Annotated in this window: 23 protein-coding genes; 6 read left to right on the top strand and 17 right to left on the bottom strand. The window is 70.9% G+C overall.

Going from position 1 to position 26,064, the window contains the following annotated elements:
* Positions 1-63: 63 nt before the first annotated feature.
* From hpnH to hpnC, 7 genes are read right to left on the bottom strand one after another with little or no spacing between them, the layout of a single operon-like run.
* Positions 64-1,059, bottom strand: a complete 996-nt coding sequence (gene hpnH, locus ACXJJ3_RS38355) for an adenosyl-hopene transferase HpnH (RefSeq protein ID WP_458171993.1) — start codon at positions 1,057-1,059, stop codon at positions 64-66.
* Positions 1,060-1,061: 2 nt separating this feature from the next.
* Complete coding sequence (gene ispH, locus ACXJJ3_RS38350) at positions 1,062-2,507, bottom strand: 4-hydroxy-3-methylbut-2-enyl diphosphate reductase (RefSeq protein ID WP_458166864.1); 1,446 nt, start codon at positions 2,505-2,507, stop codon at positions 1,062-1,064.
* A complete protein-coding gene (shc, locus tag ACXJJ3_RS38345; RefSeq protein ID WP_458166863.1) occupies positions 2,504-4,402 on the bottom strand; it encodes a squalene--hopene cyclase in 1,899 nt (632 codons plus the stop codon). Before shc ends, ispH begins: the two co-directional genes overlap by 4 nt.
* A complete protein-coding gene (locus ACXJJ3_RS38340) occupies positions 4,399-5,439 on the bottom strand; it encodes a polyprenyl synthetase family protein (RefSeq protein ID WP_458166862.1) in 1,041 nt (346 codons plus the stop codon). Before ACXJJ3_RS38340 ends, shc begins: the two co-directional genes overlap by 4 nt.
* Positions 5,436-6,761, bottom strand: coding sequence for a hydroxysqualene dehydroxylase HpnE (hpnE, locus tag ACXJJ3_RS38335; RefSeq protein ID WP_458166861.1), 1,326 nt, complete (start codon positions 6,759-6,761; stop codon positions 5,436-5,438). Before hpnE ends, ACXJJ3_RS38340 begins: the two co-directional genes overlap by 4 nt.
* A complete protein-coding gene (gene hpnD, locus ACXJJ3_RS38330) occupies positions 6,758-7,615 on the bottom strand; it encodes a presqualene diphosphate synthase HpnD (RefSeq protein WP_458166860.1) in 858 nt (285 codons plus the stop codon). The genes hpnE and hpnD overlap by 4 nt, the downstream gene beginning before the upstream one ends.
* Positions 7,612-8,442 carry a squalene synthase HpnC gene (gene hpnC / locus ACXJJ3_RS38325; protein ID WP_458166859.1) on the bottom strand — a complete coding sequence of 277 codons (831 nt, stop codon included), beginning with the start codon at positions 8,440-8,442 and terminating at the stop codon, positions 7,612-7,614. The genes hpnD and hpnC overlap by 4 nt, the downstream gene beginning before the upstream one ends.
* Before the next feature lie 101 nt (positions 8,443-8,543).
* Between hpnC and ACXJJ3_RS38320 the strand changes: the two genes are divergently transcribed.
* Positions 8,544-9,731: a PucR family transcriptional regulator gene (locus tag ACXJJ3_RS38320; protein WP_458166858.1), complete on the top strand. Its 1,188-nt coding sequence runs from the start codon at positions 8,544-8,546 to the stop codon at positions 9,729-9,731.
* On the opposite strand, the gene ACXJJ3_RS38315 is transcribed toward ACXJJ3_RS38320, so the two are convergent.
* Both ACXJJ3_RS38315 and ACXJJ3_RS38310 read right to left on the bottom strand, forming a co-directional pair.
* On the bottom strand, positions 9,687-10,937 hold the full coding sequence (locus ACXJJ3_RS38315) for a WS/DGAT domain-containing protein (RefSeq protein ID WP_458166857.1): 1,251 nt from the start codon (positions 10,935-10,937) through the stop codon (positions 9,687-9,689). The genes ACXJJ3_RS38320 and ACXJJ3_RS38315 overlap by 45 nt on opposite strands.
* A complete protein-coding gene (locus ACXJJ3_RS38310; RefSeq protein WP_458166855.1) occupies positions 10,934-11,704 on the bottom strand; it encodes an SDR family NAD(P)-dependent oxidoreductase in 771 nt (256 codons plus the stop codon). The genes ACXJJ3_RS38315 and ACXJJ3_RS38310 overlap by 4 nt, the downstream gene beginning before the upstream one ends.
* 271 nt (positions 11,705-11,975) lie before the next feature.
* Here ACXJJ3_RS38310 and ACXJJ3_RS38305 point away from each other — a divergent pair, with 271 nt between their 5' ends.
* A complete protein-coding gene (locus ACXJJ3_RS38305) occupies positions 11,976-14,294 on the top strand; it encodes an alpha-L-rhamnosidase-related protein (protein ID WP_458166853.1) in 2,319 nt (772 codons plus the stop codon).
* On the opposite strand, the gene ACXJJ3_RS38300 is transcribed toward ACXJJ3_RS38305, so the two are convergent.
* Positions 14,287-15,648, bottom strand: a complete 1,362-nt coding sequence (locus tag ACXJJ3_RS38300; protein WP_458166852.1) for an MGH1-like glycoside hydrolase domain-containing protein — start codon at positions 15,646-15,648, stop codon at positions 14,287-14,289. The two genes, ACXJJ3_RS38305 and ACXJJ3_RS38300, sit on opposite strands and share 8 nt — an antisense overlap.
* Positions 15,649-15,691: 43 nt before the next feature.
* Here ACXJJ3_RS38300 and ACXJJ3_RS38295 point away from each other — a divergent pair, with 43 nt between their 5' ends.
* Positions 15,692-16,663: an L-threonylcarbamoyladenylate synthase gene (locus tag ACXJJ3_RS38295; protein ID WP_458166851.1), complete on the top strand. Its 972-nt coding sequence runs from the start codon at positions 15,692-15,694 to the stop codon at positions 16,661-16,663.
* Here the strand turns inward: ACXJJ3_RS38295 and ACXJJ3_RS38290 are convergent.
* Complete coding sequence (locus ACXJJ3_RS38290; RefSeq protein ID WP_458166850.1) at positions 16,635-17,603, bottom strand: aldo/keto reductase; 969 nt, start codon at positions 17,601-17,603, stop codon at positions 16,635-16,637. The genes ACXJJ3_RS38295 and ACXJJ3_RS38290 overlap by 29 nt on opposite strands.
* A 99-nt stretch (positions 17,604-17,702) precedes the next feature.
* Here ACXJJ3_RS38290 and ACXJJ3_RS38285 point away from each other — a divergent pair, with 99 nt between their 5' ends.
* From ACXJJ3_RS38285 to ACXJJ3_RS38275, 3 genes are read left to right on the top strand one after another with little or no spacing between them, the layout of a single operon-like run.
* The gene (locus tag ACXJJ3_RS38285) at positions 17,703-18,563 is read left to right on the top strand and encodes a fumarylacetoacetate hydrolase family protein (protein WP_458166849.1); all 861 of its coding nucleotides are present in this window, start codon (positions 17,703-17,705) and stop codon (positions 18,561-18,563) included.
* On the top strand, positions 18,560-19,330 hold the full coding sequence (locus ACXJJ3_RS38280) for an SDR family NAD(P)-dependent oxidoreductase (RefSeq protein ID WP_458166848.1): 771 nt from the start codon (positions 18,560-18,562) through the stop codon (positions 19,328-19,330). The genes ACXJJ3_RS38285 and ACXJJ3_RS38280 overlap by 4 nt, the downstream gene beginning before the upstream one ends.
* Positions 19,331-19,340: 10 nt before the next feature.
* Entirely contained in the window at positions 19,341-20,018 is a 678-nt protein-coding gene (locus tag ACXJJ3_RS38275) for a FadR/GntR family transcriptional regulator (protein WP_458166847.1), read from the top strand.
* On the opposite strand, the gene ACXJJ3_RS38270 is transcribed toward ACXJJ3_RS38275, so the two are convergent.
* From ACXJJ3_RS38270 to ACXJJ3_RS38245, 6 genes are read right to left on the bottom strand one after another with little or no spacing between them, the layout of a single operon-like run.
* Positions 20,015-20,782: an enoyl-CoA hydratase/isomerase family protein gene (locus tag ACXJJ3_RS38270; RefSeq protein ID WP_458166846.1), complete on the bottom strand. Its 768-nt coding sequence runs from the start codon at positions 20,780-20,782 to the stop codon at positions 20,015-20,017. The genes ACXJJ3_RS38275 and ACXJJ3_RS38270 overlap by 4 nt on opposite strands.
* A complete protein-coding gene (locus ACXJJ3_RS38265) occupies positions 20,779-21,831 on the bottom strand; it encodes a hypothetical protein (protein WP_458166845.1) in 1,053 nt (350 codons plus the stop codon). The genes ACXJJ3_RS38270 and ACXJJ3_RS38265 overlap by 4 nt, the downstream gene beginning before the upstream one ends.
* Positions 21,831-23,042 (bottom strand): CaiB/BaiF CoA transferase family protein, encoded by a 1,212-nt coding sequence (locus ACXJJ3_RS38260; protein WP_458166844.1) that lies wholly within the window; start codon positions 23,040-23,042, stop codon positions 21,831-21,833. The genes ACXJJ3_RS38265 and ACXJJ3_RS38260 overlap by 1 nt, the downstream gene beginning before the upstream one ends.
* A gap of 4 nt (positions 23,043-23,046) precedes the next feature.
* Complete coding sequence (locus ACXJJ3_RS38255; RefSeq protein WP_458166843.1) at positions 23,047-24,165, bottom strand: aldose 1-epimerase family protein; 1,119 nt, start codon at positions 24,163-24,165, stop codon at positions 23,047-23,049.
* Complete coding sequence (locus ACXJJ3_RS38250) at positions 24,162-24,899, bottom strand: SDR family NAD(P)-dependent oxidoreductase (protein WP_458166842.1); 738 nt, start codon at positions 24,897-24,899, stop codon at positions 24,162-24,164. Before ACXJJ3_RS38250 ends, ACXJJ3_RS38255 begins: the two co-directional genes overlap by 4 nt.
* Complete coding sequence (locus ACXJJ3_RS38245; protein ID WP_458166841.1) at positions 24,896-26,062, bottom strand: mandelate racemase/muconate lactonizing enzyme family protein; 1,167 nt, start codon at positions 26,060-26,062, stop codon at positions 24,896-24,898. Before ACXJJ3_RS38245 ends, ACXJJ3_RS38250 begins: the two co-directional genes overlap by 4 nt.
* Positions 26,063-26,064 lie beyond the last annotated feature (2 nt).

Raw genomic sequence — 26,064 nt, 5'->3', positions numbered from 1 at the left:
CGGTCAAGGCTACTCGCTCTACAAGGCGTGACGTGACCGGCGCCCCCAGTTACCGACCACGCCCTAGCTGACGGCCGCGCGGAGCGACTCCCGGAGCGAGCCCAGTGTCGCGACCACCGCGGTCGGTTCGTAGCCGCAGTGGGCCATGCAGTTCGCGCACCGTGGGTCCCGTCCGCGGCCGTAGCTCGACCAGTCGGTCTCGTCGAGCAGCTGCTGGTACGTCGCGACGTAGCCGTCGTCCATGAGATAGCAAGGGCGTTGCCAGCCCTTCAGCGAGTACAGCGGGATCGCCCACGCCGTGCAGTCGAAGTCGACCTTGCCCTCCAGGAAGTCCAGGAACAGCGGCGAGTGGTTCAGCCGCCACTTCTTCCGCCGACCGTCGCCGAACGCCTTCCGGAACAGCTGCCGGGTCTCCTCCGGCCCGAGCCAGTGCTCCTGGTCCGGCGCCTTCTCGTACGCGAATCCCGGCGAGATCTGCATGTTGTCCACCTGCAGGTCGTCGTTCAGGTAATCGAGTACGTCGATCACGTCCTGCGGGCTGTCGGTGTCGAAGAACGTCGTGTTGGTCATCACCCGGAAGCCGGCCGCCTGCGCCTGCTTGATCGCGGCCACGGCCTCGTCGAACACGCCGTCCTTGCACACCGACTGGTCGTGCCGCTCGCGCAGCCCGTCGATGTGCACCATCCACGCGAAGTTCTTGTGCGGCGTGAACTTGTGCAGATGTTTCGGCAGCAGTACGGCGTTCGTGCACAGGAACACGATCTTCTTCCGCGCCAGCAGCTGCCGGACGATCTCGTCGATCTCCTTGTGCATCAGCGGTTCGCCGCCCGCGATCGACACCATCGGCGCGCCGCACTCCTCGACCGCCGCGACCGCCTGTTCCACGGACATCCGCTTCTTCAGCCAGTCGTGGGTCTGCTGGATCTTGCCGCAGCCCGCGCACTTCAGGTTGCAGGCGTACAGCGGCTCGAGCTCGAGCAGGATCGGGAACTTCTCCCGGTGCCGGAGCTTCTGCTTCATCAGATATCCGCCCAGGCGGACGGACTGCCGCAACGGCATGCTCACGGGTGGGTCACCTCTTTCGGTAGCACGAACCGGACGTCCTCGGCCTGCCCGCCGGTCTCGGTCACCGTGATCGGGCCGAGGCCGGACAGGCAGCGGACGAGGTCGTCGACGAGCGCCGGCGGGGCGGAGGCACCGGCGGTGATTCCGATCGTTCTGGCACCGGCCAGGCGGTCGAGGGGCAGCTCGCCGGCGTCGTCGACGAGTACGGCGGGAGTCCCCGCGGCCTCGGCGACCTCGACGAGCCGGTGCGAGTTGGACGAGTTCTGGGATCCGAGGACGACGACCAGGTCCGACCGCCGGGCGATCGCGCGGACGCCGGCCTGGCGGTTGCTGGTTGCGTAGCAGATGTCGTCCGTCCGGGGACCGTGCAGCGCGGGGAACCGGCGGCGCAGGACCGCGGCGGTCTCGGCGGCCTCCTCGACGGCGAGCGTGGTCTGCATCGCGTAGGCGACCCGGGCCGGGTCGGGTACGTCGATCGCCTCGGCCTCGGCGGGGGTGGAGACGACGAGGACGCGGTCCGGGGCCTCGCCGGTGGTGCCGACGATCTCCTCGTGGTCGGCGTGCCCGATGAGTACGACGGTGTTGCCGTTCCCGGCGTGCCGGCGGACCTCCTGGTGGACCTTGGCGACGAGCGGGCAGGTGGCATCGATGACGCGGAGGTGGCGTTCGGCGGCCTGGGCGCGGACGGCGGGTGCGACGCCGTGCGCGGCGAGGACGAGCAGGCTGCCGTCCGGCACCTCGTCGACCTCCTCGACGAAGATCGCACCGCGGCGTTCGAGGCCGGCGACGACGTGGCGGTTGTGGACGATCTGGCGGCGGACGTACACCGGCGCGCCGAAGCGTTCGAGGGCGCGCTCGACCGTCTCGATCGCGCGCTCCACTCCCGCACAGAACGACCGCGGCGCCGCGAGCAGCACTTCCCGCTCGCCGACGGCGGCGCTCCACGCGTTGACGACGTCCGCCGTACGCCGCAACTCCCGCAACGCCTGCACTCCGCGCCGGGGCATCCCCACCCGCCACAACGGTTGGCTCGGCGTATCCACGATCACCCGCAGGACGACGGTCTGTCCGTCAGGACTCGCCAGCAACGCCGACTCGGTGTCCACGGCCAAGGCCCCGCGCGCCGCCAACGCGGCCCGCTCCCCGGCCGAGTCCACCACCCGATCAACCGTCACGATCGGTCCCGCGTGAACCGTGAACCCTCGCCGCCGCAACTCCCCCACGACGAGCGGAGCCGCGGCACACTCGACGTGTGGGTTCTGGAGCTCGGTTGCCACGACGACATCACCCGGGGCGATCCCGTCGACCAGGGCGCCGGCGACTCCGGCGACGAGGACGGGACCGTCGTGGGGCGTACCGCGGGATCGACCCGTGTGGGTAGGGCGGGTGGAGCGGAGCGCGAGCCACTCGGCGTACAGCGGGGTACACACCACGCCCGTCATCGGAGGCTCCGGCCGAGCGCCCAGATCGGGAAGATCACGCGGTACAGGTGATAACCGATGGAGAAGTCTCCGGGGAACCCCGTCCCGGTGTAGCGATGCTCGTCCCACCCACCGTCGGCGCGCTGCGTGTCGACCAGGTACGCAAGCCCTCGCCGCACAGCGTCCGTCCCTCGATCGACGGCAAGCAGCGCGAGCAACGCCCACGCGGTCTGCGACGGCGTCGAGTCACCACGCCCGATCCACGACGGATCGACGTACGAGCGCAGGTCCTCGCCCCACCCGCCGTCGGCGTTCTGGTGTTCCTCCAGCCACCGCGTGGCCCGCCGTACGACGGGATCCTCCGGCCGTACGCCGACCGCGATCAGCGCAGGGACGACGGCCCCCGTGCCGTACACGTGGTTCGTCCCCCAACGACCGAACCACGACCCGTCGTCCTCCTGCGCGGCGAGCAACCACCGGACACCGCGCCGGCACTCGTCGGTCTCGCTCTTCCCTTCCGCGGCCAGCATCTCGACCACATGCGCGGTGACATCGGCCGACGGCGGATCGATCACCGCGCCGAAGTCGCAGAACGGCAACTTCAGCGCGGTCGTGTCGGTGTTGTCCGCGTCGAACGCGCCCCAGCCCCCGTCGGCGGACTGCATCCCGGTCGTCCAGGCCACCGCGTCGTCCACCGCCGCCCGCAACCGCCCGGGCTCCGGATGGACCACCCGTCGCAGCGCGAGCACGATTTCCGCGGTGTCGTCGGTGTCCGGATAACCGTCGTTCGCGAACTCGAACGCCCAGCCCCCGCCGACCAGCCCGGGCCGCCGGACCTGCCAGTCCCCCGGCGCGTCGATCTGCTCCGCGAGCAACCAATCCGTTGCCTTCAGCACCGTTTCGTCGTCGGCCGGTACGCCGGCGTCGAGCAGCGCGCCGACCGCCAGCCCGGTGTCCCACACCGGCGACTGGCACGCCTCGAGCCACCGCACCGGCCCGTCGGCGGTCTCCGCGTGCACCGTGAACCCGTCCAGCCCGCGCAACCCGGCCGCCATCACCGGATGATCGTTGGCGTACCCCATCAACCGCAGCGCGATCAGCGAGTACACCCACGGCGGCTGGATCCCGCCCCACCCGCCGTCCGCTTCCTGCCGCGCCACGATCCACTCGGTCGCACGCCGCATCGCCAGCCGCCGGAGCCAGCTCAGCGGTCCGCGCGGTCCGCAGCGTGTATACGTATTCAGTACGACGTCCAGCCGCTGGAAGGCTCCCTCCAACCGCCACACCGGCGCGTGCACGACGGGCGGCGTACCGGCCCGCAACTCGTCAACCGTCAACTCGACCGGATGCACCGGCCGGTGCGCACTCACGATGGTCAGCGGCACGATCGTCTGCCGCGCCCAGCACGCCCAGTTGTAGACGTTCAACGGCGCCCAGCTCGGCAGGAAGATCAGCTCCGGCGGCAGGTCCGGGCAGTCGTCCCACGACCACAACCCGAACAACGCAAGCCAGATGTGCGTGAACACCCGCGCTTTCTCGACGCCTCCGCGCGACCGGATGAACGAGGCCGCTTTCACCAGATGAGCCGCCTCCGGATCGTCGCCGGCCATCCGCAACGCCACCCACGACTCCACTGTCGTCGACAGATCACCAGGTCCGCCCGGGAACGTCGCCCAGGTCCCGTCGTCGCGCTGCTGCGACCGGATCCACCGCGCCGTCTCCGTATCGGTCCGCTCGGTCGCGACGCCGAGGAAGTGCCGCAGCATCAGGTCCTCGGCGTCCATCGTCACGTTGGTTGCCAGGTCCCCCTTCCACCACCCGTCCTCGTGCTGCAGCGACCGCAGGTACGCCACCGCCGCGTCCAGGCACTCCCGGACCCGGACGTCGACCGGCGCGTCCACCCGCGAGGCCGTCACAGCTGCCGCTCCGCGACGAACCGCGACAACTCGTCGAACTGCGCACGCCCGGCCGAGTCCACCCCGGCCATGTACAAGGCGCGACCGGCCCGCCGGACCCGCTCCCCCGCCTCGGCCAGCGCCCATTCCCGCCCACCGGCACGCTCCACGAGGAAAGCCGCCCGCTGTACGTCGTCCTCGGACGGTACGCCGGGTTTCGCGAGCCAATCGGCCAGCTCCTGCCCGTACGTCCCGCCGTACTCGAGCGACCACACGACCGGCAGCGTCTTCTTGTGCGCCCGCAGATCCGAGAACACCGGCTTGCCCGTCTTCTCCGGCTCGCCCCAGATCCCGAGCAGGTCGTCGACGAGCTGGAACGCCAGGCCGAGCTCGCGCCCGTAGTTCCGGAACGCCTCGCAGACCGCCGTGTCGGCGCCGGCCAGGATCGCCCCGAGCTCGGCCGATGCCCCGAGCAACGACCCGGTCTTGCCGAGCGCCATGTCGACACACTCCTCCATACCGACGTCGTCGCGCTGCTCGAACGCCAGGTCCAGCACCTGCCCGCGGATCAGCGCCCGGGTCGCGACCGCCAGCGCGTGACCGGCGCGGGCGGCGTACGGCGAATCGCACTCGTCCAGCACCTCGTCGGCGAGGCAGGCGAGCGCGTCGCCGACCAGGATCGCGGTCGCGTCGCCCCACACCGACCACACGGTCCGCCGGTGCCGGCGGCGCGTGTCGCGGTCCATCAGGTCGTCGTGGATCAGCGAGAAGTTGTGCACGAGTTCGACGGCGACGCCGCCCGGTACCGCAGGTTCCGGCGTACCGCAGACCGCTTCGGCGACCAGCAGCGTCAGGCCCGGGCGGATCGCCTTGCCGGAGCTCGCGGTCATCGGCCGGCCGTCGGTGTCGCACCAGCCGAAGTGGTACGACGCGATCAGCCGGGTGTGGTCGTCCAGCCGATTGATTGCCGTACGCAACGACGGCTCGACGAGGTCCTTGCCACGGGCCAGCAGCTCCGGGACCTTGGTTGCCGAGGGCATCGGGTCGACGGCGGTCATGAGGCCGCGTCCGGAACCGGTACGGCGGCGTGGTCCAGGACCGAGGCGGCGGCCGCCTCGCCGCTGCGGACCGCGCCCTCCATGGTGGCGGGCCAGCCGGTCGCGGTCCAGGCGCCGGCCAGGTACAGGCCGGTGCGACGGGTGCTGGGGCCGGGGCGGAACCGGGCGGTTCCCGGCGCCGGCCGGAAGGTGGCAGTGCGTTCTCGGGTCACGAAGAACTCCTTCACACGCGCGTCGGCAGCCGCGGGAAGCAGCTGCCGGAGAGCGGGGACCAATACTTCGCGGAGGTCCGCGACGGGCACGTCGACCAGTGCGTCGGCCGCGGACAACGAGACCGCGAGATACTGGCCGTCCGGTTCCTTGCCGCGGTCGAACACCCACTGCAGCGGGCTGTCCACCCCGGCCACGAACGGTTCGTCCAGCACCACCCGGTCGAACACCACATGCGCATTGACGATCGGCGAACTGCCGAGGCCCTCCGCCCACCCCGCGGGCAGCTCCACCGCATCGTCCGGAAGCAGCGTCGCCGCGTCGTCCGGCGGCACCGCGAGTACGACGTCGTCGTACGTCTCCCCCTCGATCGCCCAGGCGCCGTCCGTCGCGTCCAGCGCCCGGACCCGCGCCCGCAACCGCACCGCCGCACCCGCGGCCGTCAACGCCCGCGCGGCAGCGTCGCCGTGCAACTGCTGCAGCGGTACGGCCGACCATCCGATGTCGGCGGCGTCGCTGCGCTGGAGCAGCCCGAGCTGGAACACCGTCGCCGCGACCGCCAGCGACGCGTCGTCGGCGCGGGCGTTGAGGGTCGCGATGCCGATCAGCTCCCACAACGCCTCGACGGCCCGCGCGTCCTGCCCGTGCGCGGCCAGCCAGACTCCGAACGACTGCGCGTCGGTCGCCGCGGCGGTCCGATCCACCCGCCCCATCGCCAGTGCCGCCCGCACGGCTGCGATCCGCTCGGCGAACGTCAGCCAGCGGTACGACAGCAACGCCGGCCCGAGGTGCAGCGGCGCCGGCATCCCGTTCCGCCGGATCCGCCCGACGCCGGGGTGCCGCCCGCTCCGCACCGGTACGTCGAGCCGCCGCTGCAGGTGTACCTGGTCCCGCACCCCCAGCCGGTCGAGCAGCCGCAGGTACGACGTACAGCACCGGAGGAACACGTGCTGCCCGTTGTCGATCCACCGGCCGCCGCGCTCGAACGAATGCGTCAGCCCGCCCAGCTTCGGCCGCCCTTCGAGCAGCACGACCGCGCATCCCGCGTCGGCCAATGCCAGCGCCGCGGTGATCCCGGCCAGGCCGCCGCCGACCACCGCCACCCGCCTCATGACCGCACCCCGGCCAGCGAGACGAGCGCCACCTGGGCCTTCTCCGCCGTCGACAACGACAGCCGCCGGTCGTACACGAGCACCGGGTTCGCGCCGATCCGGCGGAGCAGGTGATGGTAGATCCCCGACATCGCCCGGCACGACGCGCCGCTGCGCCGATCGAGGTACGGCAGCAGCCGCCAGCCGAGCGAGTACCAGTCCTGCGCGCGCCCGGCGGCGTACCGGATGTAGCCGGCCAGCCGGCCCTGCGGGTCCTCGAGGACGCCGTGCTCGTCGAGCGCGATCCGCGCGCCGAACCGCTCCAGTTCGTCGGCCGGCAGGTAGATCCGCCCGTTGCCGAAGTCCTCCCGGATGTCGCGCAGGATGTTGGTCTGCTGCAACGCGATGCCGAGCTGGTCGGCGTACTGCGAGAGCGTGTCGAAGTCGCCCGCGGCGCCGAAGACCGACAGGCAGAGCCGCCCGACCGACCCGGCCACGCGGCGGCAGTACACGACCAGCTCGTCGAAGTCGGCGATCCGTACGTCGCCGAGGTCGGTCTCGACGCCCGCGACGAGTTCCTCGAAGGCGCCGAGCGGGACCGGGTACCGGCGGGCCGCGTCGGCGACCGCGACGTACACCGGGTCGGTCAGGTCGTCGAGCCGGCCGAGGTCCTTGCGTACTTCGGCGAGCGCGGTCCGCTTGTCCGCGAGTGGGAGGTCGCCGTCGCCGATGTCGTCGATCCGCCGGGCCAACGCGTACAGCGCCGACAGCGCGTCGCGTTTCGGCGGCGGCAGCAGGCGGATGCCGTAGTAGAAGTTGCGCGCCTGCGATTTCGTGATGTCCAGGCACGCGTCGTACGCCTCAGCGATCGTCATCGCGCCACCACCTTGACCATCAGCCGGATCGTGTCCGCCTTCGACGGCCGCGCGTCGTACGCCAGCACGTCGCCGCCGGTACGCCGCAACGCCCGGACGGTTGCCTGCCCGCCGGCCACGAACCCGGCCACGGACACCCGCGCCCAGCCGTGCAACCGCCGGACGATCGCGGCTCCTTCGTCGAGGAGTTCCGCGGCTCGTTCGGTCTCGAAAAGGATCAGCCGTCGCAGTTCCGGGGACCCCTCGGTCCGGTGGAGATCGCTCTCGGGGACGCCGTACGTCGTCAGGTCCTCCTGTGGCAGGTAGATGCGTCCGGCCCGGAGGTCCTCGCCGACGTCCTGCCAGTGCTCGACCAGCTGGAGCGCCGTACACACCAGATCCGACAGCCGCTCCGTCTCGGGATCGTTGACATGGAAGACACCCAGCACCATCCGGCCGACCGGATCCGCGGACAGCCGGCAATAGCCGAGCAGGTCGTCGAACGTCGGGTACCGGGTGACCGTCTGGTCCTGCAGATTCGCCTCGATCAGGCGGTGGAACGGGTCCGCCCGGAGGTCATGGGCACGCACGACCGGGAGCAGCCTGCGCAGGACGGGATGTGCCGGCTGCCCGTCCGACCAGATCCGGTCCAGGTCGGCCGCGAAGTCGTGCAAAGCCGTCGTCCGGTCACCCGGGTAGGTGTCGCCCAGTTCGTCGACCGTCCGGGCATAGGCATAGACGGCATGGAGTCCCGCCCGCGGCCTGCCGGGAAGAACTTTCAGCACAACAGGGAAGTTCTCTCCCTGTTCCCTCCTGCCGAATTCGCTCTGCAGTCCCTCTGGATGCACATCTCCATCATCGGAAGCGGTTTCCTGCCAACTCTGCGCCGCCGGAGAACATTCCGGCGGCCGGAAATTGTCACGGCGTTACAGTTGCCTGGGGAGGGCACATGACCATCGCCACCTTCGACCGCGCCGGCCTGGAGAAGGCACTGCTGGACGATCTCCCGGACCTGCTCGACGAGGTCCGCGACCGGCTGGTCGAGCACTGGCCGGACTACGCGGCGTTCCTGGACACCGAGCGGGACGCCGTACTGGGGCCTGCCGAGCTGTTCGTGCACCGGCTGCTCGACATGTCGCTGGCGAACCTCCGGGACCCGGAGCAGACCCCGTTCGACCGCGCCGACGCCGCCGTCCGCGCGGTGTTCGAGGAGATCGGCAGGACCCAGCTCCGGGAGGGCAACGACCTGACCCGGCTGCTGACCGCGTTCCAGCTCGGCGCCCGGGTCGCGTGGCGGCACGTCGCGGCGACCGCGCTCCGGCTGGACTTCGCGCCGGACCACCTCGCGGCGCTGGCGGACTCGGTGTTCGTGTTCGTCAACCAGCTCTCGTTCTCGGCCGCGAACGGCTACCTGCAGGAGCAAATCGACGACGCGGTCGCCCGCGAGCGCCGGCGCGAAGAGCTCGCGAACCTGCTGCTGGCCGGCAGCGCGACCAGCGAGGCGATCCGGATCGCCGCCGCGCAGGCGGCCTGGCGGATCCCGGACACCGCCGCGGTGGTGATCTACAGCGGCGACCACCACGCCGCGACCACACTGGTCGGGCGGCTCGAGCCCGGAGCGCTGCCGATCCGGCGCAACGGTCTGGTCGTCGGCGCCATCGTTCCGGAACCGTCCGGTCCGGGCCGTCGCCTGCAGCTCAGCCGCGAACTCGCCGGGATGGGCGCGGTGGTCGGCAACGCCGTCACGCTGGCGCAGTTGCCGCGCAGCCTCGAGATCGCGCGGATCGCGGTCCGGCTGCGGAGTACCGGCGTACTGTCCGACGACCCGGTGTTCGCCGACGAGCACCTGGACGCGTTGATCGTGTGGCGCGACGAGGCGCTGGTCGCCGCGCTCCGCGCCGAGATGCTCGCGCCGCTCGAAGGCGAGACCGACGCCGCCCGGGAACGGCTCGCCGAGACGCTCGCCAGCTGGCTGCGGCACTTCGGCGACCGGCAGGCCATCGCCCACGAGCTGAGCATCCACCCGCAGACCGTGCGCTACCGGATGGCCCGGCTCAGGACCCTGTACGGCGACCGCCTGGACGACCCCGACTCACGCGCTCGCCTCTTCCTCGCCCTCGAATGGCCCGGCCCGTAGCGCCCGGTTCACGTGATCGGCGAGCGCGGCCGCGTCGACCATGCCCGGGTCGGTGGCGATCCCGATCCCGAGGACGCCGCCCCAGCTCAGCGCGCCGACCGACATCGGCGTACCGGGGGCGACCGGGAGGATCGGGTACACGCGGTGGTGCGGAACGCCGGCGAACGTCATCGGGACGGACGGGCCGGGCATGTTCGACACGACCGCGTTGAGGAACCGCGGGCCGTAGACGGTCCGCGCGAACCAGCCGACGATCGGCTCCGGGACCACCCGGAGGCCGGTCGCCATCACGAACCGGGCCGCCAAGGCGCGGGTGGAACGGCGGAGGCGCTCGTTTCTCGCGGACACCTCCAGGAGGAGCTGGTCGAACGGGCGGCCGTCCACCGGTACCTCGACCATCGTGGCGCCGATCGCGTTGCCCTCCACCTCGGACCGGTTCGCCGTACGGACGACCGTCGACACCGAGAACCGGAGCGTCGACGGGAGGCCCGACGACACGGCGTACAGGCCGTCGGCGAGGAGCGCGATCAGTACGTCGGTGACGCGAACACCGCGGGCTACGGCGAAGCGGCGTACGACGTCCAGCTCGACCTCGGCGACACCGAACGTCCTGTCGAGCGAACCGGGCGGCAGCCGCCGGCCGAACCCGTCGGTCGCCAGCTCGGCCAGGCCCACCGCAACAGCCGCCGCCCGCGTCAACCGCCCCGGCATCGGGCCCGCCGGGACCGGCAGCGTCGGACGCGGCTCGAACAAGCTGAACGTGTGCATCACCGCACCGATGCCGTCGGCAATCGAATGGTGCAGCAAGACCACCAGCGCATCCGCTCCGCCCGGGCCGATGTCCCGCACCATCGCGATCCGCCAGAGCGGCCGATCCCGCGGCATCGGCTGCTCCGCCAGGTCCCCGACGTACCGCAAGAGGCCGTTCCAGCCGTCCGGTGACCGGTACTCCACCACATGCCAGTCCAGGTCGACAGAGCCCGCGTCCACCCACCGCATCCGCCGCCACGTCGACTGCGGTCCCAGCCGTTGGTGCATCCTCGGCAGCCGCGCGAACTCGGCCGCCACCAACGCTCGTACCTCGTCGATGGACGGTCGCCGCTGGGTCGGCTCCAGCACCACCACACCGCCCACATGCTGCGCCGCGCCCGACCCCTCGACATGCAGGAAGAAGGCATCCGCGGAAGGCACCACCACGCCGCTCATCGTGCCTCCACCTGTTCGCCGAACCGGGCGGAAAGCCTGCGATACAAGGCCGGCGTGAGCGCCCGAACCGCCGGCGCGACCCGCAGCCAGCCCGGCACCCAGACCTCGGCCCGGTCGTTGGTGATGCCATCAACCAACGCCTGCGCGACCCGGGTGGCAGGCACCGGCCGCGGGCTTTGGCGCTCGTACGGCCGGCCGCGGGCGGCGAAGAACCCGGTGTCCACGACGCCCGGGACGGTGAGGCTCACACCAACATCTGTACCACGAAGCTCCAGCCGGAGGCTCTCCGCGAACACGTCGATCCCGGCCTTCGCGGCGGCGTACACAGCCTCCCCCGCGACCGCCGTACGCCCGGCAATCGACCCGACCAACGCGATGTGTCCGCTCCCCCGCTCCACCATCGGGGGCAACAGGCAACGAACCAACTGCAGCGGAGCCAGCAGATCAAGCCGGACGAGGCGATCCAGGTCCCCCGCAGGCATCTCCACAAACGCCCCCGCCCACCCGGCCCCCGCGTTGGCCACCAGCACGTCCACCCGCCCATGCACTCTCACCGCGGCCTCCGCGACCTCCGCAGCCCCGCCGGCTACCGCCAGATCCCCCCGCACAACGGCCCCACCAACCCGCCCCGCCACCGCCGCGGTGCGCTCCGCATCCCGCCCATGCACCACCACCCGAGCGCCCGCCACAGCAAGCCGGCCCACCACCGCCGCGCCGATCCCCGCCGACCCGCCGGTGACCAACGCGACCTTCCCATCCAGCCGCATCGCACCTCCCAAGCCCGTATCAGGTTACTCCCGCGACACCACCCCCGCAGACTGACACCATTAACCAGTGCCCACCCCCAAGAACCCCACCTCCGCCAACCCCCACCCCGAAAACCCCACCCAAACCAACCAATCACCCCACCAAAACCACCCCGCCAACACCGAGCAACTACAGCCAAAGACGCACCCCGCTGGCGCCGAGCGGTTGGAGGGCGAGGGCGGGCCGGACGAGTGGGCGGCGCGGTGGATTCGGGCGGCGGACGACGGGGGCGTGGTTGGCTTCCGGCTGCGTGTCGGCTGCGGGGAGCCGACCGAGACCGTCGTCCACGTGTCCGCCGACGAGCGCTACGAGCTATGGCTGGACGGCGAACTCGTAGGGCGCGGCCCGTCGCGCGGCGAGATCGACTACTGGCCCTTCGAGACCTACCGCCTGCGACTGCCAGCGGGCGAACACTGGCTGGCCGCCCGCGTCTGGAGCCTCGGCGAGGACGCACCTCTCGCACAGCTGAGCCTCGGCGACGGGCCGACGTTCCTGCTCGCATCTTCCGGCCTCGACCTCGACACAGGTACGGCGGACTGGCAGGCCGCCGTACTCCCCGGCCACGGCCTCCGCCCCAAAGGCGACGGCTACGGCTGCGGATCCCGCCACGTCAGCGACGGCCGTACCTATCCGTGGGGCTGGCAGACCGGCACCGACACCCTCACCTGGACAGCCCCCACAATCGGAGCCAGAGCCACGACCACAGCCGAAGCCACGAGCGGTACGGCTGACGCGATCAGTGCGAGCACCGCGGGTGTGGCGGGTGACGCCACCACAGCGGGTGGCTTGAACGGCGCGGATGGTGGGGCTCAGGTGGGTCGGCGGTTGGTACCGGCCGGGTTGGTGGGGCCTTTGCGGGGGTGGGTGGTGCGGGCTCGGGTGCGGCATGTTGCGGAGCATTTGGTGGGAGTGGGTACGCGGGGGCGGGTGGTGGAGGCGAAGGACCATCTGGAGGGGGAAGCGGAGGGATGGCAGGGGTTGCTTGGTGGCGTGGCGCTGGTGGTGCCGGCGGGGGTTTGTCGGCGGGTGGTGATTGATCTTGAGCAGTATGTGTGTACCTATCCCGTACTCGATCTCCTCGGTGGGCGTGGGGCCGAGGTCCGGGTGCATTGGCAGGAGTCGCTGTACGAGACCGATCCTCAACGCGGTAAGGGCCATCGGGATGTTGTTGAAGGCAAGCTTTTCGGGCGGCCGGGGCTGGAAGAGGACGGGATCGGGGATCTGTTCATCGCCGGCGGCGGGCGGGAGCGGCATCGGACGCTGTGGTGGCAGGCCGGGCGATACGTCGAGGTCCTGGTCACCACCGCGGACGAGCCGCTGACGATCGAGGGGTTGCGGTTCGAGGAGACGCATTACCCGTATGAGGACCGCAGCCGCTTCACCGCGAGTGATCCACGGCTGGCCGAAGTCGGCGCGTTGGCGTTTCGGACGTTGCAGGCCTGTAGTCACGAGACGACGATGGATTGTCCGTACTACGAGCAACTTCAGTACGCCGGTGACACCCGGCTGCAGTGTCTGATTGCCTACGCGACGACCGCAGACGACCGGCTCGCGCGGCAGGCGTTGCGGGCGTTTGCACGTAGTCAGCGGGGTGACGGGTTGGTGTTGTCGCGGACGCCGGCGCGGCGGTCGTCGCCGATTCCGCCGTTCACGTTGTGGTGGGTGGCGATGGTGCACGATTTCGCGTTGTGGCGTGGGGATCTGGGCTTCGTTGCGGAGTTGATGCCAGGTGTTCGCGCGGCGCTGGATGTGCATCGTCGGAACGTCGACGAGCGTGGGATCTTCCACGCGCTGCACGGGTGGAACTTCACCGACTGGGTGCCGGGCTGGGAGGCGGGCTGTCCGCCGGGGATCGTCCAGGACGGCGAGGTCCACGCCGACTGGCCGGGGCCTGGAAGTGGCGTGTCCTCGGTGCTGCATCTGCAGTTGGCGCTGGTCGCTCGACAGGCCGCCGACCTGCAGACCTGGCTGGGCGAGCCCGCCGCGGACTATCTCCAGCTGGCGGACAGACTGCTCGACGCCGCCGACGCCTTCTACGACGAGGATCGCGGCCTGTACGCCGACGACCTCGCCCACACCTCGTACAGCGAGCACGCGCAATCACTCGCCCTCCTCGCCGGCGCGAAGTACGGCGAATCAGCCGTCCGGACGATGCTCGACCAATCGTTGGCCCGGACAACGGTGTACTTCGACCACTACCTGTTCGAAGCGCTCCACCGCATCGGCCGGACCGACGTACTGCTCGACCGTCTCGACCTCTGGTACGGCCTCCTGGACCAAGGCCTCAAGACCGTCATCGAGCACCCCGAGCCAACCCGCAGCGACTGCCACGCCTGGGGCGCGCATCCCCTGTACCACTATGTCGCGACACTCCTCGGCGTCCGGCCGACCGCGCCCGGGATGAGGACGGTCACGATCGCGCCCCAGCTCGGCGGGCTCGAATGGGCCAAGGGCTCGGTGCCGACGCCGTACGGCCCGCTGGAGGTCCGCGCGGTCGCGGGCGGCTCGACCGAGATCACCGGGCCGCCGGAGATCACGGTGGTCAGCTGACGACGACGTCGATCTCGTGCCGGCCGCTCAGGGTGGCCGGCACGTACGGCGTGTCCTGGAGTTCACCGTCGATCTGGAACGATCGGACCTCCGTGCCCTCCCCGCGCACCGTGATGTCCAGCGTCGCCTGCCGATACCGGAGCGACCGCAACACCCAGGTACCGGCGTACGACGCCGGCACCGTAGGCCGGAACCTGATGCCGTCGGCATCGAACTCCAGCCCGAACAGCCCCTCGTGGACCAGCCGCAGCAGCGCCGTCGCCGACCAGGTCTGATGCGGCAACGACTCCCACTGCCGACCCACCTGCCAGCCGCCGTCCACCGCGCCGGTCGTCGCGTTGTAGAGCTCGAACAGCTCGTCACCGCTCGACCGGAACAGCCTGACCAGATCGTCGACCGTCCGGCCGAACTCCGCCGCCTGCCGGGCCTTGGCCGCCGCGGACCCCCACAGCCCCATCACCATCGGCCAGCAGATCGCGTTGTGCCGGCCGGGGTGGTCGGCGTCGAACCGCGGGAAGTGCGGCCACACGTTCACCACGCCGTACGGCTCGTGGTGGATGTCCGCGACGATCCCGGCCGCGCGCTCCGGGGCGGCGATGCCGAACTCGACGGCCAACGCGAGCCCGGCAGTCTCCTGATGCGGATCGAGCCCGTCCGGCCCGAGGAAGTACCCGTACTGCCCGGCCGAGTCCGACCAGAGATGCTCGTTGATCGCAGCAACCAACTCAGCGCGCTGGCCGGCGTACGACGCACCGTCCTCACCGGCTAGTTGCTCGAGACAACTGAGCGCCCCGGCATACACGGCATTGGTCGACAGGCAACGAAGTTCGGCCGCACCGGGGTGATCCAGCACGAACGACGACGAATTGCCCGGCTGGTACGGCGGTTCCGGGAAGCCGGCGATCCCGTCCTGCATCAGCGACGGACCGCGGTACAACCCGGTCGCCGGATCGAAGCGCTCCCGGCGCAGGATCTCGAACGACGCGGACGCGATCCGGAACGCCTCCGCGCCGAACGCCGCGTCGCCCGTCACCAGCTGATGATGACGGGCGCCGATCACCCAGATGATCTGGTCCCACCACTGGTTGTCCTGGGCAATCAGCCCGTCCGAGCAGACCTTCAGCAGCGTGTGCCGGGCCACGTCCGGCGCGAGCAGGCTGGCCGCGTGCCACGCGTTGATCGCGGCGTCCCGCGTCCACGGATCGGAGTACCCGCCGCCGGCCCGCACGTACGCCGCGGTCCCGTCGGGGATCGTGTTGACGTCGAGCAGGTTGTGCAGGGCGGCGGCGTAGCAGACCTGGAGATTCTCGCCGCGCACACCGGCGGGCGGCACGAGCACCGGGCGATCAGTCATACCCCCACCCTTTCAGGCGGCATGCCGTGAGACGATGACAGGTGTGTCGGTAACAGCCAGTGAGATCGAGAAAGCCGTCGACGTGTTGCGGGCCGGGGGCCTGGTGGCGATCCCGACCGAGACCGTGTACGGCCTGGCCGCCGACGCCGAGAACCCGCAGGCCGTCGGCCGGATCTTCAGTACGAAGGGCCGGCCGCCCTCGCATCCGCTGATCGTCCACATCGCGGGCGCCGCCCAGCTGGACGACTGGGCCGAGGACGTACCGGACACCGCGCGGCTGCTGGCGGAGCGGTTCTGGCCCGGCCCGCTGACGCTTGTCCTGCGGCGCGGCCGGCGGGTGCCGCTGGAGACCACCGGCCGCCTCGAGACGGTCGCCATCCGGGTGCCTGACCACACGGTGGCGCTGGAGCTGCTGACCGCGTTCGGCGGCGCCGTCGCCGCGCCGTCGGCCAACCGGTTCGGCTCGGTCAGCCCGACGACCGCGGAGCACGTCCGGGCCGAGCTCGGCGACGACATCGAGTACGTCCTGGACGGCGGCCCGTGCGGCGTCGGCGTCGAGTCGACGATCGTCGACGTGACCGGCGCGACGCCGACCGTACTGCGTCCCGGCGGCGTGACCCGTGAGGACCTCGAAGACGCCCTCGGGCACGCCCTCGCCGTACCGGAGACCAGCACGGTCCGCGTACCCGGCCAGCATCCCTCGCACTACGCGCCAAGCGCCCGCGTCGTCCTCGTCGCCCCGGAAGACCTCGCCGCCGAAGCCCAACGGGCCACCGACGAAGGACACCGGGTCGGCATCCTCCTCCCGCCGGCGCTGTCCGGGACCCCGGTCAAGGCTCACGCCGTCGTCCGACTGCCCGATTCGCTCGACGACTACGCCCGCGGCCTGTTCACCTACCTCCGCGACCTCGACCGCCAGGGCTGCGACCTGATCCTCGCGTCGCTGCCGGAAGAGACTGGTCTCGGGCTGGCGATCGCGAACCGCCTCAACCGCGCCGCGGGTCCTCGCGGCTGAAGATCAGGCCGTGATCAGCCAGGTCCTGCCAGAGCTCCGGCGGGATCTCGGCGGTCAGGTGGGTCAGGTTCTGGTGGAGCTGAGCGGGCGTGTTGGCGCCGGCCACGACCGCGGCAACGCGCGGGTCTTCCAGCGGGTAACGGAGCGCCGCCGCCGGGAGTTCGACGCCGTGCTTCGCACACAGCGTGTCGAGCTGGACGGCTCGGTCGAAGACATCGTCCGGGACTGACGAGTAGTTGTACCTGGCCTCCCGGGTCGGAGTCGTCGCGAGGAGGCCGCTGTTGAAGACGGCCGCCGCGACGATCCGTACGCCGTACTCGTCGCACGCGGCCAACAGCTCCGGCGCGACGCTCTGATCGAGCAGCGTGTACCGGTTGGCCACCATCAGTACGTCGGCCAGCCCGGAGCGGGCGGTGGTGACGAGCGCGTCGATCCCCAGCGTCCCGGTACCGATCGCGGCGACCACTCCCTCGGCGCGGAGGTCCGCCAACGCGGTCAACGCCGACTCCGTCGCGCCGGGACCCCCCGACAGATCCGGGTCGTGGACGTACAGGATGTCGATCCGGTCCAGGCCGAGCCGGGTGAGCGAGTCCTCGACGCAGGCGCGGACGCCGGCGGCGGAGTAGTCCAGCTCGCGCCGGAGCCGGGCCGGTACGACGAAGCCGGTCGCGTCCAGCGCCGTACCGTCCCAGGACGGGTTGTCGCGGAGCAGCCGGCCGACCTTCGTGGAGACGACGTACTCGTCGCGGGGCTTTGTGGCGAGGAACCGGCCGAGGCGCTGCTCGGACAGGCCGAGGCCGTAGTGCGGCGCGGTGTCGAAGTACCGGACGCCGGCGTCCCAGGCGGCGGTCAGGAGGGCGTCGGCCTGCGCCTCGGAGAACTCCTCGAAGAGGTTGCCGAGCGGTGCGCAGCCGAGCCCGAAGCGTGGAAGGTCGATCACGGCAGCACGCTAGACATCATATCTTTAGCGTGTCAAGGTAGCTAAGATCGCTCACAAAGCCGGAGAAGTCCGGCAAAAGATAAGATCTAAGGAGTCGCGATGAAGTTCGCCCGCTTGGGTCCGGTCGGCGCCGAGAAGCCGGTCGTGGTCACCGACGACGGGGTCCGGGACCTCACCGGCGTCACCGCGGACCTCGACGCCCGGTTCTGGGAGACCGACGGTCCGGCCCGGGTCGCGGCCGCGCTGGCCGCCGGCGAGCTGCCGCCGGTCGAGAACGCGGACGCGCTGCGGATCGGCGCCCCGATCACCCGGCCGGGCGCGATCGTCTGCATCGGCATGAACTACGCCGCGCACGCCGCCGAGTCCGGCGCCGAGCCGCCGTCCACGCCGGTCATCTTCTTCAAGGCCCCGAACACGCTGGCCGGCCCGAACGACGCGGTGACGATCCCGCGCGGCAGCACCAAGACCGACTGGGAGGTCGAGCTCGGCGTCGTGATCGGCAAGCCCGCGTCGTACCTCGACTCCCCCGCCGACAGCCTGGACCACGTCGCCGGGTTCGTGGTGGCCAACGACCTGTCCGAGCGGGCGTTCCAGATCGAGCAGTCCGGCGGCCAGTGGAGCAAGGGCAAGATCGCGGCCGGTTTCAGCCCGGTCGGCCCGTGGCTGGTCACGCCGGACGAGGTCGAGCACCAGAAGCTGACGCTGCGCAGCTTCGTCAACGGCGAGCCGCGGCAGGACTCCAGCACCGCCGACCAGGTCTTCGACGTGGCGACGGTGATCCACCACCTCAGCCAGTACATGGTGCTCGACCCGGGCGACCTGATCATGACCGGTACGCCGGAAGGTGTCGCGCTGTCCGGCCGGTTCCCGTACCTGAAGCCGGGCGACGTCGTCGAGGTCGAGATCGACGGCCTCGGCCGCCAGCGCCAGGAGTACGTCGCGTGGGAGGCCGGCCGATGAGCGCGGAGTACGCCCAGGAGTTTCACGGCCTGGTCGCGATCGTCACCGGTGGTGGTTCGGGCATCGGCGCGGCGACCGCCCGCGAGCTGACCGCCCGCGGCGCGCGGGTCGCGGCGTTCGACCTCGACCCGTCCGGTGCGCCCGAGGGCGTGCTCGGGATCCGGGCCGACGTCACTGACGACGAGAGCGTGCGGACGGCGGTGCAGCAGGTCGTCGAGGCGTTCGGGCGGATCGACGTACTGGTCAACAACGCCGGAATCGGCGCGCAGGGCACGGTCGAGGACAACCCGGACGACCAGTGGCACAAGGTGTTCGACGTCAACGTGATGGGCGCGGTCCGCGTCACCCGCGCGGCCCTGCCGTACCTGCGGAAGTCTCCGGCCGCCGCAATCGTCAACGTCGCCTCGGTCGCCGCGACCACCGGCATCCCACAGCGCGCGCTGTACTCGACCACGAAGGGCGCGGTGCAGTCGCTGACCATGGCGATGGCCGCGGACCACCTCCGCGAAGGCATCCGGGTCAACTGCGTCAACCCCGGTACGGCGGCGACGCCCTGGGTGCAGCGCCTGCTCGACGCCGCGCCGGACCCGGTCGCCGAACGCGCCGCGCTCGACGCCCGCCAGCCGCACGGCCGGCTGGTCGAAGCCGACGAGGTCGCGCTCGCGATCGTCTACCTGGCCGGACCTTCGTCGGGCTCGACGGCTGGTACGGCGCTGGCCGTCGACGGCGGAATGGCTACGCTGCGGCTACGTCCCAAAGAAGACTGAAAGGCAGTACATGGCGCTGACCGACGTCGCGATCGAGAAGATCAAGGCGATGATCCTCGACGGCCGGCTGCAGCCGGGTGACAAGCTGCCCCGCGAGGCCGACCTCGCGGAGCAGCTCGGCATCTCGCGGAGCCCGCTGCGCGAGGCGGTCAGCGTGCTGTCGATGCTGCGGATCCTCGACGTACGGCGGGGCGACGGCACGTACGTCACCAGCCTGACGCCCGATCTGCTGCTGGAGACGATGAGCTTCATCATCGACTTCCACCAGGACTCCAGCACGCTCGACCTGTTCGAGGTACGCCGGGCACTCGAGCCGATGGCGGCCGAGAAGGCGGCCCGGCTGATGGCCGACGACGACGCGGCCGACCTGCTGGCGCTGATCGGCACGGTCGGCCCGGACAGCCCGATCGCCGACCTGGTCGCGAACGACCTCGAGTTCCATCACCGGATCGCGGCGGCGGCGAGCAACCCGGTGCTGTGCTCGTTCATCGACAGCGTCGCCGGCCGCACCCACCAGGCGCGGGCCTGGCGGGCGGTCACCCAGGAGGACGCATTCGAGCAGACTCAACGCGAGCACCGGGCGATCGCACTGGCCATCGGCGAACGGCAGCCCAGCGTCGCCGCCGCACTGTCGCTCGCCCACGTCGCCGGCATCGAGAACTGGATCCGGCGCAACCTCGCCGTCTAGGACCGGGTGAACTTCGGCTCGCGCTTCTCGGCGAAGGCGGCTCGGCCCTCGGCGGCGTCGCGGGTTGCGAAGCAGATGGTCTGTACGTCGCGTTCGTAGGCGACGGCCTGTTCCAGCGGCATGTTCAGGGCGGCCGCTACGTTCGCCTTCGCGGTCTCGACGGCGATCGGAGCGCGGGAGGCGATCGTGGTGGCGAGTTCGAGCGCACGCGGCAGCAGGGCGTCCGGTTCCAGCACCTCGCTCACCAGTCCCCAGGCCAGCGCGCGCTGCGCGTCGATCGGGTCGCCGGTCATCAGCATCAGCGCCGCGTTTCCCGGGCCGATGCTGTGCGTCAGCAACGCGGACATTCCGCCGCCGCCGATCCAGCCGAGTTTCACCTCCGCGGCCGCGAACGCCGCCGTACTCGCGGCCAGCCGGATGTCGCAGATCATGGCCGTCTCCAGGCCGCCGCCCAGCGCGTAGCCGTTGACTGCGGCAACGACCGGTTTGCGCAGTACCTTCAGTGCGTCGCAGTAGTCGGCCCGGTTCCGGAACGCCCACGGGGTCTCGTACTTGTCGAGCTCGGCGATGTCGGACCCAGCGCTGAACGCTCGCCCGGCGCCGGTCAGCACGACGGCGCGGACGTCGTCGGAGTCGTTGCAGTGCCGGGTCAGGTCGACGAGCGCGTCGGACATCTCGGCGGTGACCGCGTTCAGTTTCGCCGGCCGGTTGAGGGTGATGACGGCGACGTGGCCGTGCTGCTCGAACAGTACTTCGTCAGTCATGCGCTGATGCCTTTCCACAGGATCTCGATCTGGTCGAGTCCCGCGGTGGTCGTGACGGCGCCGTCGACGATCTCGCGGACCACCTCGCTCGCGGCGGTCTGGAACTCGATGTAGCCGGGGCGGCGGGGGCGGACCCAGGCCGCGGTGATGGTGCGGAGCGTGCCGCGGTAGAAGTCCGCTGCCGCTGCGTTGACGGCGTCCGACGTCCAGGCGCTGAGGCGAGCCGGCTGGCCGGAGTGCGCCGGCACGAACGTCTCCTGCGCTGTTGCCGATAGCAACCAGCGGAGGTGGTCGAGGAGCTCGGGCGTCGGCCGGCAGCGACGGGTGATCGCGAGGCCGGTGCCCCCGATCGTCGAGCCGGGGCGGGAGCCCGGGCGTTCGGTGGGGGCGTCGGTGAAGGTCACGCCGGCGGACGCGTAGTTCACGTAGCCGTAGACGAGGGGGCAGTGCGCGATGCTGTCGTCGGACGCCATGGTGTCGAGCAGTGCGATCGGGTCGAGCGTCCGGGTGTGGCGTGGGGCGCGGGTGGTCAGGTCGGTCATCAGGTCGAGTGCGCGGCGGGCGGTCTCGGTGGGCGCGAAGGTTGGCTCCTCCCCCAGCGCGACCGAGATCGACAGGAACGTGAGCAGCGCATGTGGACCGGCGACGGACAGCGCGACCGGCGCTCGATGCGAGAGTTCCACCACCTCACGCCAGAGCTGTGGTGGTCGGCCCGCGAGGTCGGTGCGGGTGGCGGCGACCTGCGTCGCGGCGTCCAGCGGGAGCGCCCACAGGTGCCCGGCCAGCTGGTACGACGCGACGCTCGGCCCGGCGAATTCGCCGTCGAGCAGCTCGTCCACCGGTTGCAGGTGCTCCATCGCGTCCCCGAGATGCGGGTGGTCGAGCACGATCACGTCGTACGTCTCGGCCAGCTCCCCGATCGGCGTCGACTCGAACCCACTCAACGGATGCACGTCCCACACCAGGTCGATCCCCCGCTCAGCCGAAGCCGCCACCAACGCGTCCCGACCCCGCGGATGATCCCACGTCAGCCCCCGATAAACTCCCATCACCGCACCACCTGGGTTTCTGCGACTACTCCCTCGTGCAGCAGATCCGTGATCTGGTCGGGGGTGAAACCTGCCTCCGTCAGCACCTCGCGGCTGTGCTCTCCCACCAGCGGCGCACCGCGTTCGACGGTCGCCGGGGTCTTCTCGAAGGCGTACGGGAAACCCGGCGTCTTCACCCGCCCCTCAGTGGGATGGTCGTACTCGACGAAGGTCCCGTTGTGCCGGATCTGCGGGTCGTCGACGAGCTGCTGGTAGTCGTACACCGGGCCGCACCAGATCCCGGCCTCGGTCAGCGCCGTCAGCCACTCGTCCGTCGTACGCAGCAACAACCGCTCGGCCGTCAACCGGAACAGCTCGTCCCGATGCGTCCAGCCGTGCACCTCGGAGTCCATCTCCAGGAAGCTGTCCTCACCGATCACCCGCCCGAGCGTCGGCAGGTCCGGCATCGCCAGCGCGAGGAACCCGTCCGCCGTCTTGAACGTCCCGTACGGCGCCCGGATATAGACGTGCGCATGCGGCTCCGAACCCCGCTGCTGCGGTACGCCGCCGGCGGTGAACACCGACAGCTCCTGCATCTGCAACGTGGTGATCGCGTCCAGCATGTTCACCTTCACCAGCTGCCCCTCGCCGGTCCGCTCGCGGTGCAGCAACGCCGCAAGCACCGCCTCGAACGCCGTCGACGCGGTCACGGCATCGACGAGGTACTGCCCGGCCGGCTGCGGTGGTTCGCCGTGCCGGCCGGTCGAGAGCATCGCGCCGGATCTTGCCTGCAGCAACAAGTCCTGGCCGGGCAGGTTCCGGTGCGGACCGTCCTCGCCGTACCCGGACATCGACACGTACACCAGCCGCGGGTTGATCGCGGACAGCGTCGCGTAGTCGACACCGAGCCGCTCGGCGACGCCAGGCCGGTAGTTCTGCAGGAATACGTCCGCCGTCTCGACCAGCCGGGTCAGCACCTGCTTGCCGGCCGCGGACTTGAGGTCTACGGCCAGCGACCGCTTGTTCCGGTTCAGGGACAGGAACGACACGTTGATCGCGTTGCCCTGCGCGCCGCCGGCCGCCGCGTGCCGTTGCCACTCGCCGGTGACCGGCTCGACCTTGACGACGTCGGCGCCGAGGTCGCCCAGCCGTTGCGCGGCGAACGGTCCCGCCATCGCGATCGAGCAGTCGAGCACGCGGTACCCGTCGAGGATGCCCATCTGTTCTCCCATCGTGTCAGTCGGGTTGCCCGGCGACGCGGCGGACGGCGTCCCGGGCGGCAGCGGTCGCCTCGACGCCGTCGAGGACCCGGATCGTGGTCTGGTACGCGCGGGACTCGCCGTGTTCGAGCCAGGTCATCGACCCGTCCTCGCGGGCGGCCGCGTCGCCGGTGACGTGGTGCGTCGACGGCTCGAGACCGACGGCGTACTGGCCGCTGCGGAGGTTCTGCCATTCGAAGAAGCACGGCATCGTCGCCGCGTCCCAGCTCACCTCGACGCCGAACGTGCTGTCGCCGCGGATCAACGCGACCCGGTGCCGGCCGTCCGCGTCGGCGACCAGCCGGTGCTCGTACACCTGCTCGACGAACCCCGGCTGCGGGTCGGGCAGCACGCGGTACGAGACGCCCTGCTCGGCGGCCGAGTCGCTCTGCCAGGTGGTCTCCGCGATCGGTGCGACCACCTCGGTGCCGGCGTCGATCACCGGCCAGCCGAAGTTCAGGTGGTACAGGAACATGTGCGGCGTCGGCTCGTACCCGAGATTGTCGACCACGTCGGACAACCGGATCTCGAGCCCGTCGAAGTCCACCTCGACGGTCCGGGTCAGCCGCAGGTGCTCGCCGAACGACGTCGCCTGCACGACCTCACCACGCACCCGCAACGTGCAGCGGTCCCCGTCCCACACCTCGCCCGCCTCGAGCAGCCGCCCCGGAATCGCGGTCAACCGCCCGTGCAACCCGTGCGCGACCGTCTGCTTCGGCGGATACCGGTACTGCGTCGCGTCGACCTCGTTCCCGAACAACGTGTGGTCCAGCCCGCCCGACACGAGCAACCCGTCGAGCGCCCGCAACCACGACAACCCGCCCTCGTCGTTGTGCTCGTGCAGCCCCGGATGCCGGAACCCGTTCCCCGACCGCCACCCGAACGGCACCCCACGGAACCGCGCACTCCCGAGATCGAGCGCCCGGTCCACGAGCACCTCCACCTCCAGCCCGGCCGCACTCCGCAACTGCACGGCCCGCACCCCGCGCTCCGCCCCGTTGCCCAGCACAACTTCCCGCACCCCGGCAACACTCGCCAGATCCCCGGTCCGCTCCCGCAACGCGGCCACCGAAAGGTCCGATCCGAAGATGTTCACTCCATCACCCATCCGCCGTCGACATTGATTGTTTGGCCGGTGACGAACGACGCGTCCGGGCCGGTCAGGAACGAGACGACCGCGGCGATCTCGGACGGAGTGCCGCGGCGTTTGATCGCCTGGTGGTCGAGGACGAACGCGGTGTAGGCCTCCGGGTTCTCGTGGATCGTCTCAGCCTTGGTGGGGAACGCGCCTGGCGAGACGGCGTTGACGCGGATTCCTTCCGGGCCGAGTTCGCGGGCCAGGGCGCGGGTGAGGGAGACCGCGGCGCCCTTCGTGCTGACGTAGCTGGCGAGTTTGTCCCAGCCGCCGTGCCAGGTGATCGAGGCGACGTTGACGATCGAGCCGGTACGGCGGGCGCGCATCGAGCGGGCCGCGGTCTGGGCGGCGACGAAGTACGCGCGCTGGTTGACCGCCACCACGTCCTCGTACTCCGCGAGCGGGATGTCGAGCAACGGCGTCGCCGGGTAGATCGCGGCGTTGTTCACGAGGACGTCGAGCGGGCCCAGAGTGTCCTCGGCGGTGGCGATCGTGCTGACGATCGCTTCGGCGTCGCGCAGGTCGATCGGCAGTGCGCGGACGGTGGCGCCCGCTGCCTTCAGGACGTTCTCGGACTCGGTCAGCCCGTCGCCGGGCAGGTCGAGCAGCGCCACGCCGTAGCCGTCGGCCGCCAGTCGCAACGCGATCGCCCGTCCGAGCGAGCCACCCGCGCCGGTCACCACCGCCGACTTCATCGGGCCTCCCCGTTGCGGATCGCGGGCTTCACGACCAGGCGGCGACCGGCGCGGTCAGGGCGGACGTGCGGGCCGGCGTCGTCGTCCCAGCTGCCGGAACCAGCCAGTCGGGCGATCGCGTCCTCGTCGACGACGTACCCGAGACCGGGCGCCTCGCCGAGCACCAGATGACCGTCCACGACCTCCTGGTCCGCGCTGATCCCGACCGGCGTCCCGAGGTCCTGGATCTCGATCGACAGATGATTCGGTACGACGGCCGCCGCGTGCCCGAGCGGGTTCACGTCGTACCCGACCGGGCTGACGGGCAGGTCGAACGCGTGCGCCAACGCCGACACCCGCAGGAAGTGCGTGATCCCCCAGACGCTCCCGGTCTGCACGATGTCGACGGCATTTGCCGCCAGCAACGGCCGGAACTGCTCCAGCCCGGTGAGGTTCTCCCCGGTCGCGACCGCCGCCTTCACCGAGCGCGTCACCATCGCGAGCCCGTCGACGTCCCAGCGCCGGACCGGCTCCTCGACCCAGGCCAGGTCCGCGTGCTCCTCGATCCGCCGGATGTGCCGGACTGCTTCCTTCCGCGCCCACGACTCGTTCGCGTCCAGCATCAGCGCGGGCGCCGACCCGGTCTGCTCCCGGTACAGCTCGCTCAGCAGGTCCAGCCTCCGCAGGTCGTCGGCGACGTCGAGCCCGCCCTTCAGCTTCGCCGCCTGCAGCCCGCGCTCCGCGAACTGCTTGTGCAACCGGCTCAGCTCGTCGTCCGCCAACGGGCCGTCCAGCCCCGACGCGTACGCCGGTACGACGTGATCTCTTGCCCCGAGCAACCGCCACAACGGCTGCTCGACGGCCTTCGCCTTGAGGTCCCACAACGCCATGTCGAGCGCCCCGATGGCACCGAACACGGCACCGGTGTGCCCGCGCTTGAACACCCACGCGAGCATCCGGTCGTACAGCGCCACGACCGCCCGCGGGTCTTGCCCGTCCAGCGCCGGGAACAGCGCGTCGATCCCCTCGTGCGAGCCCAGCCCGATCCCTTCCAGCCCGGTGTCCGTGGTCAGTACGACGATCGGCACCGACGTACGGCCGGAGCCGACCGTCCCGTTCGCGTCGCCGATCGGTCTGCCCCAGTCGTGCACCGTGCTGAGCGTGCGGTATCCCGTGATGCGCATAT

The organism is Kribbella sp. WER1 (genome assembly GCF_054189145.1).
Note: the sequence above shows the minus strand (reverse complement) of the source record. Positions and strands in the feature narration are given on the sequence as shown.

Excerpts from the sequence above, each read along its gene's own strand:
- hpnD (WP_458166860.1), bottom strand. The coding sequence starts at position 7,615 with ATGACGATCGCTGAGGCGTACGACGCGTGCCTGGACATCACGAAATCG.
- ACXJJ3_RS38280 (WP_458166848.1), top strand. The coding sequence starts at position 18,560 with ATGAGCGCGGAGTACGCCCAGGAGTTTCACGGCCTGGTCGCGATCGTC.
- hpnH (WP_458171993.1), bottom strand. The coding sequence starts at position 1,059 with ATGCCGTTGCGGCAGTCCGTCCGCCTGGGCGGATATCTGATGAAGCAG.
- ACXJJ3_RS38285 (WP_458166849.1), top strand. The coding sequence starts at position 17,703 with ATGAAGTTCGCCCGCTTGGGTCCGGTCGGCGCCGAGAAGCCGGTCGTG.
- ispH (WP_458166864.1), bottom strand. The coding sequence starts at position 2,507 with ATGACGGGCGTGGTGTGTACCCCGCTGTACGCCGAGTGGCTCGCGCTC.
- ACXJJ3_RS38250 (WP_458166842.1), bottom strand. The coding sequence starts at position 24,899 with ATGAAGTCGGCGGTGGTGACCGGCGCGGGTGGCTCGCTCGGACGGGCG.
- ACXJJ3_RS38320 (WP_458166858.1), top strand. The coding sequence starts at position 8,544 with ATGACCATCGCCACCTTCGACCGCGCCGGCCTGGAGAAGGCACTGCTG.
- ACXJJ3_RS38265 (WP_458166845.1), bottom strand. The coding sequence starts at position 21,831 with ATGGGAGTTTATCGGGGGCTGACGTGGGATCATCCGCGGGGTCGGGAC.
- ACXJJ3_RS38310 (WP_458166855.1), bottom strand. The coding sequence starts at position 11,704 with ATGCGGCTGGATGGGAAGGTCGCGTTGGTCACCGGCGGGTCGGCGGGG.
- ACXJJ3_RS38245 (WP_458166841.1), bottom strand. The coding sequence starts at position 26,062 with ATGCGCATCACGGGATACCGCACGCTCAGCACGGTGCACGACTGGGGC.
- ACXJJ3_RS38340 (WP_458166862.1), bottom strand. The coding sequence starts at position 5,439 with ATGACCGCCGTCGACCCGATGCCCTCGGCAACCAAGGTCCCGGAGCTG.
- ACXJJ3_RS38300 (WP_458166852.1), bottom strand. The coding sequence starts at position 15,648 with ATGACTGATCGCCCGGTGCTCGTGCCGCCCGCCGGTGTGCGCGGCGAG.
- hpnE (WP_458166861.1), bottom strand. The coding sequence starts at position 6,761 with ATGAGGCGGGTGGCGGTGGTCGGCGGCGGCCTGGCCGGGATCACCGCG.
- ACXJJ3_RS38270 (WP_458166846.1), bottom strand. The coding sequence starts at position 20,782 with ATGACTGACGAAGTACTGTTCGAGCAGCACGGCCACGTCGCCGTCATC.
- ACXJJ3_RS38260 (WP_458166844.1), bottom strand. The coding sequence starts at position 23,042 with ATGGGAGAACAGATGGGCATCCTCGACGGGTACCGCGTGCTCGACTGC.
- ACXJJ3_RS38315 (WP_458166857.1), bottom strand. The coding sequence starts at position 10,937 with ATGAGCGGCGTGGTGGTGCCTTCCGCGGATGCCTTCTTCCTGCATGTC.
- ACXJJ3_RS38275 (WP_458166847.1), top strand. The coding sequence starts at position 19,341 with ATGGCGCTGACCGACGTCGCGATCGAGAAGATCAAGGCGATGATCCTC.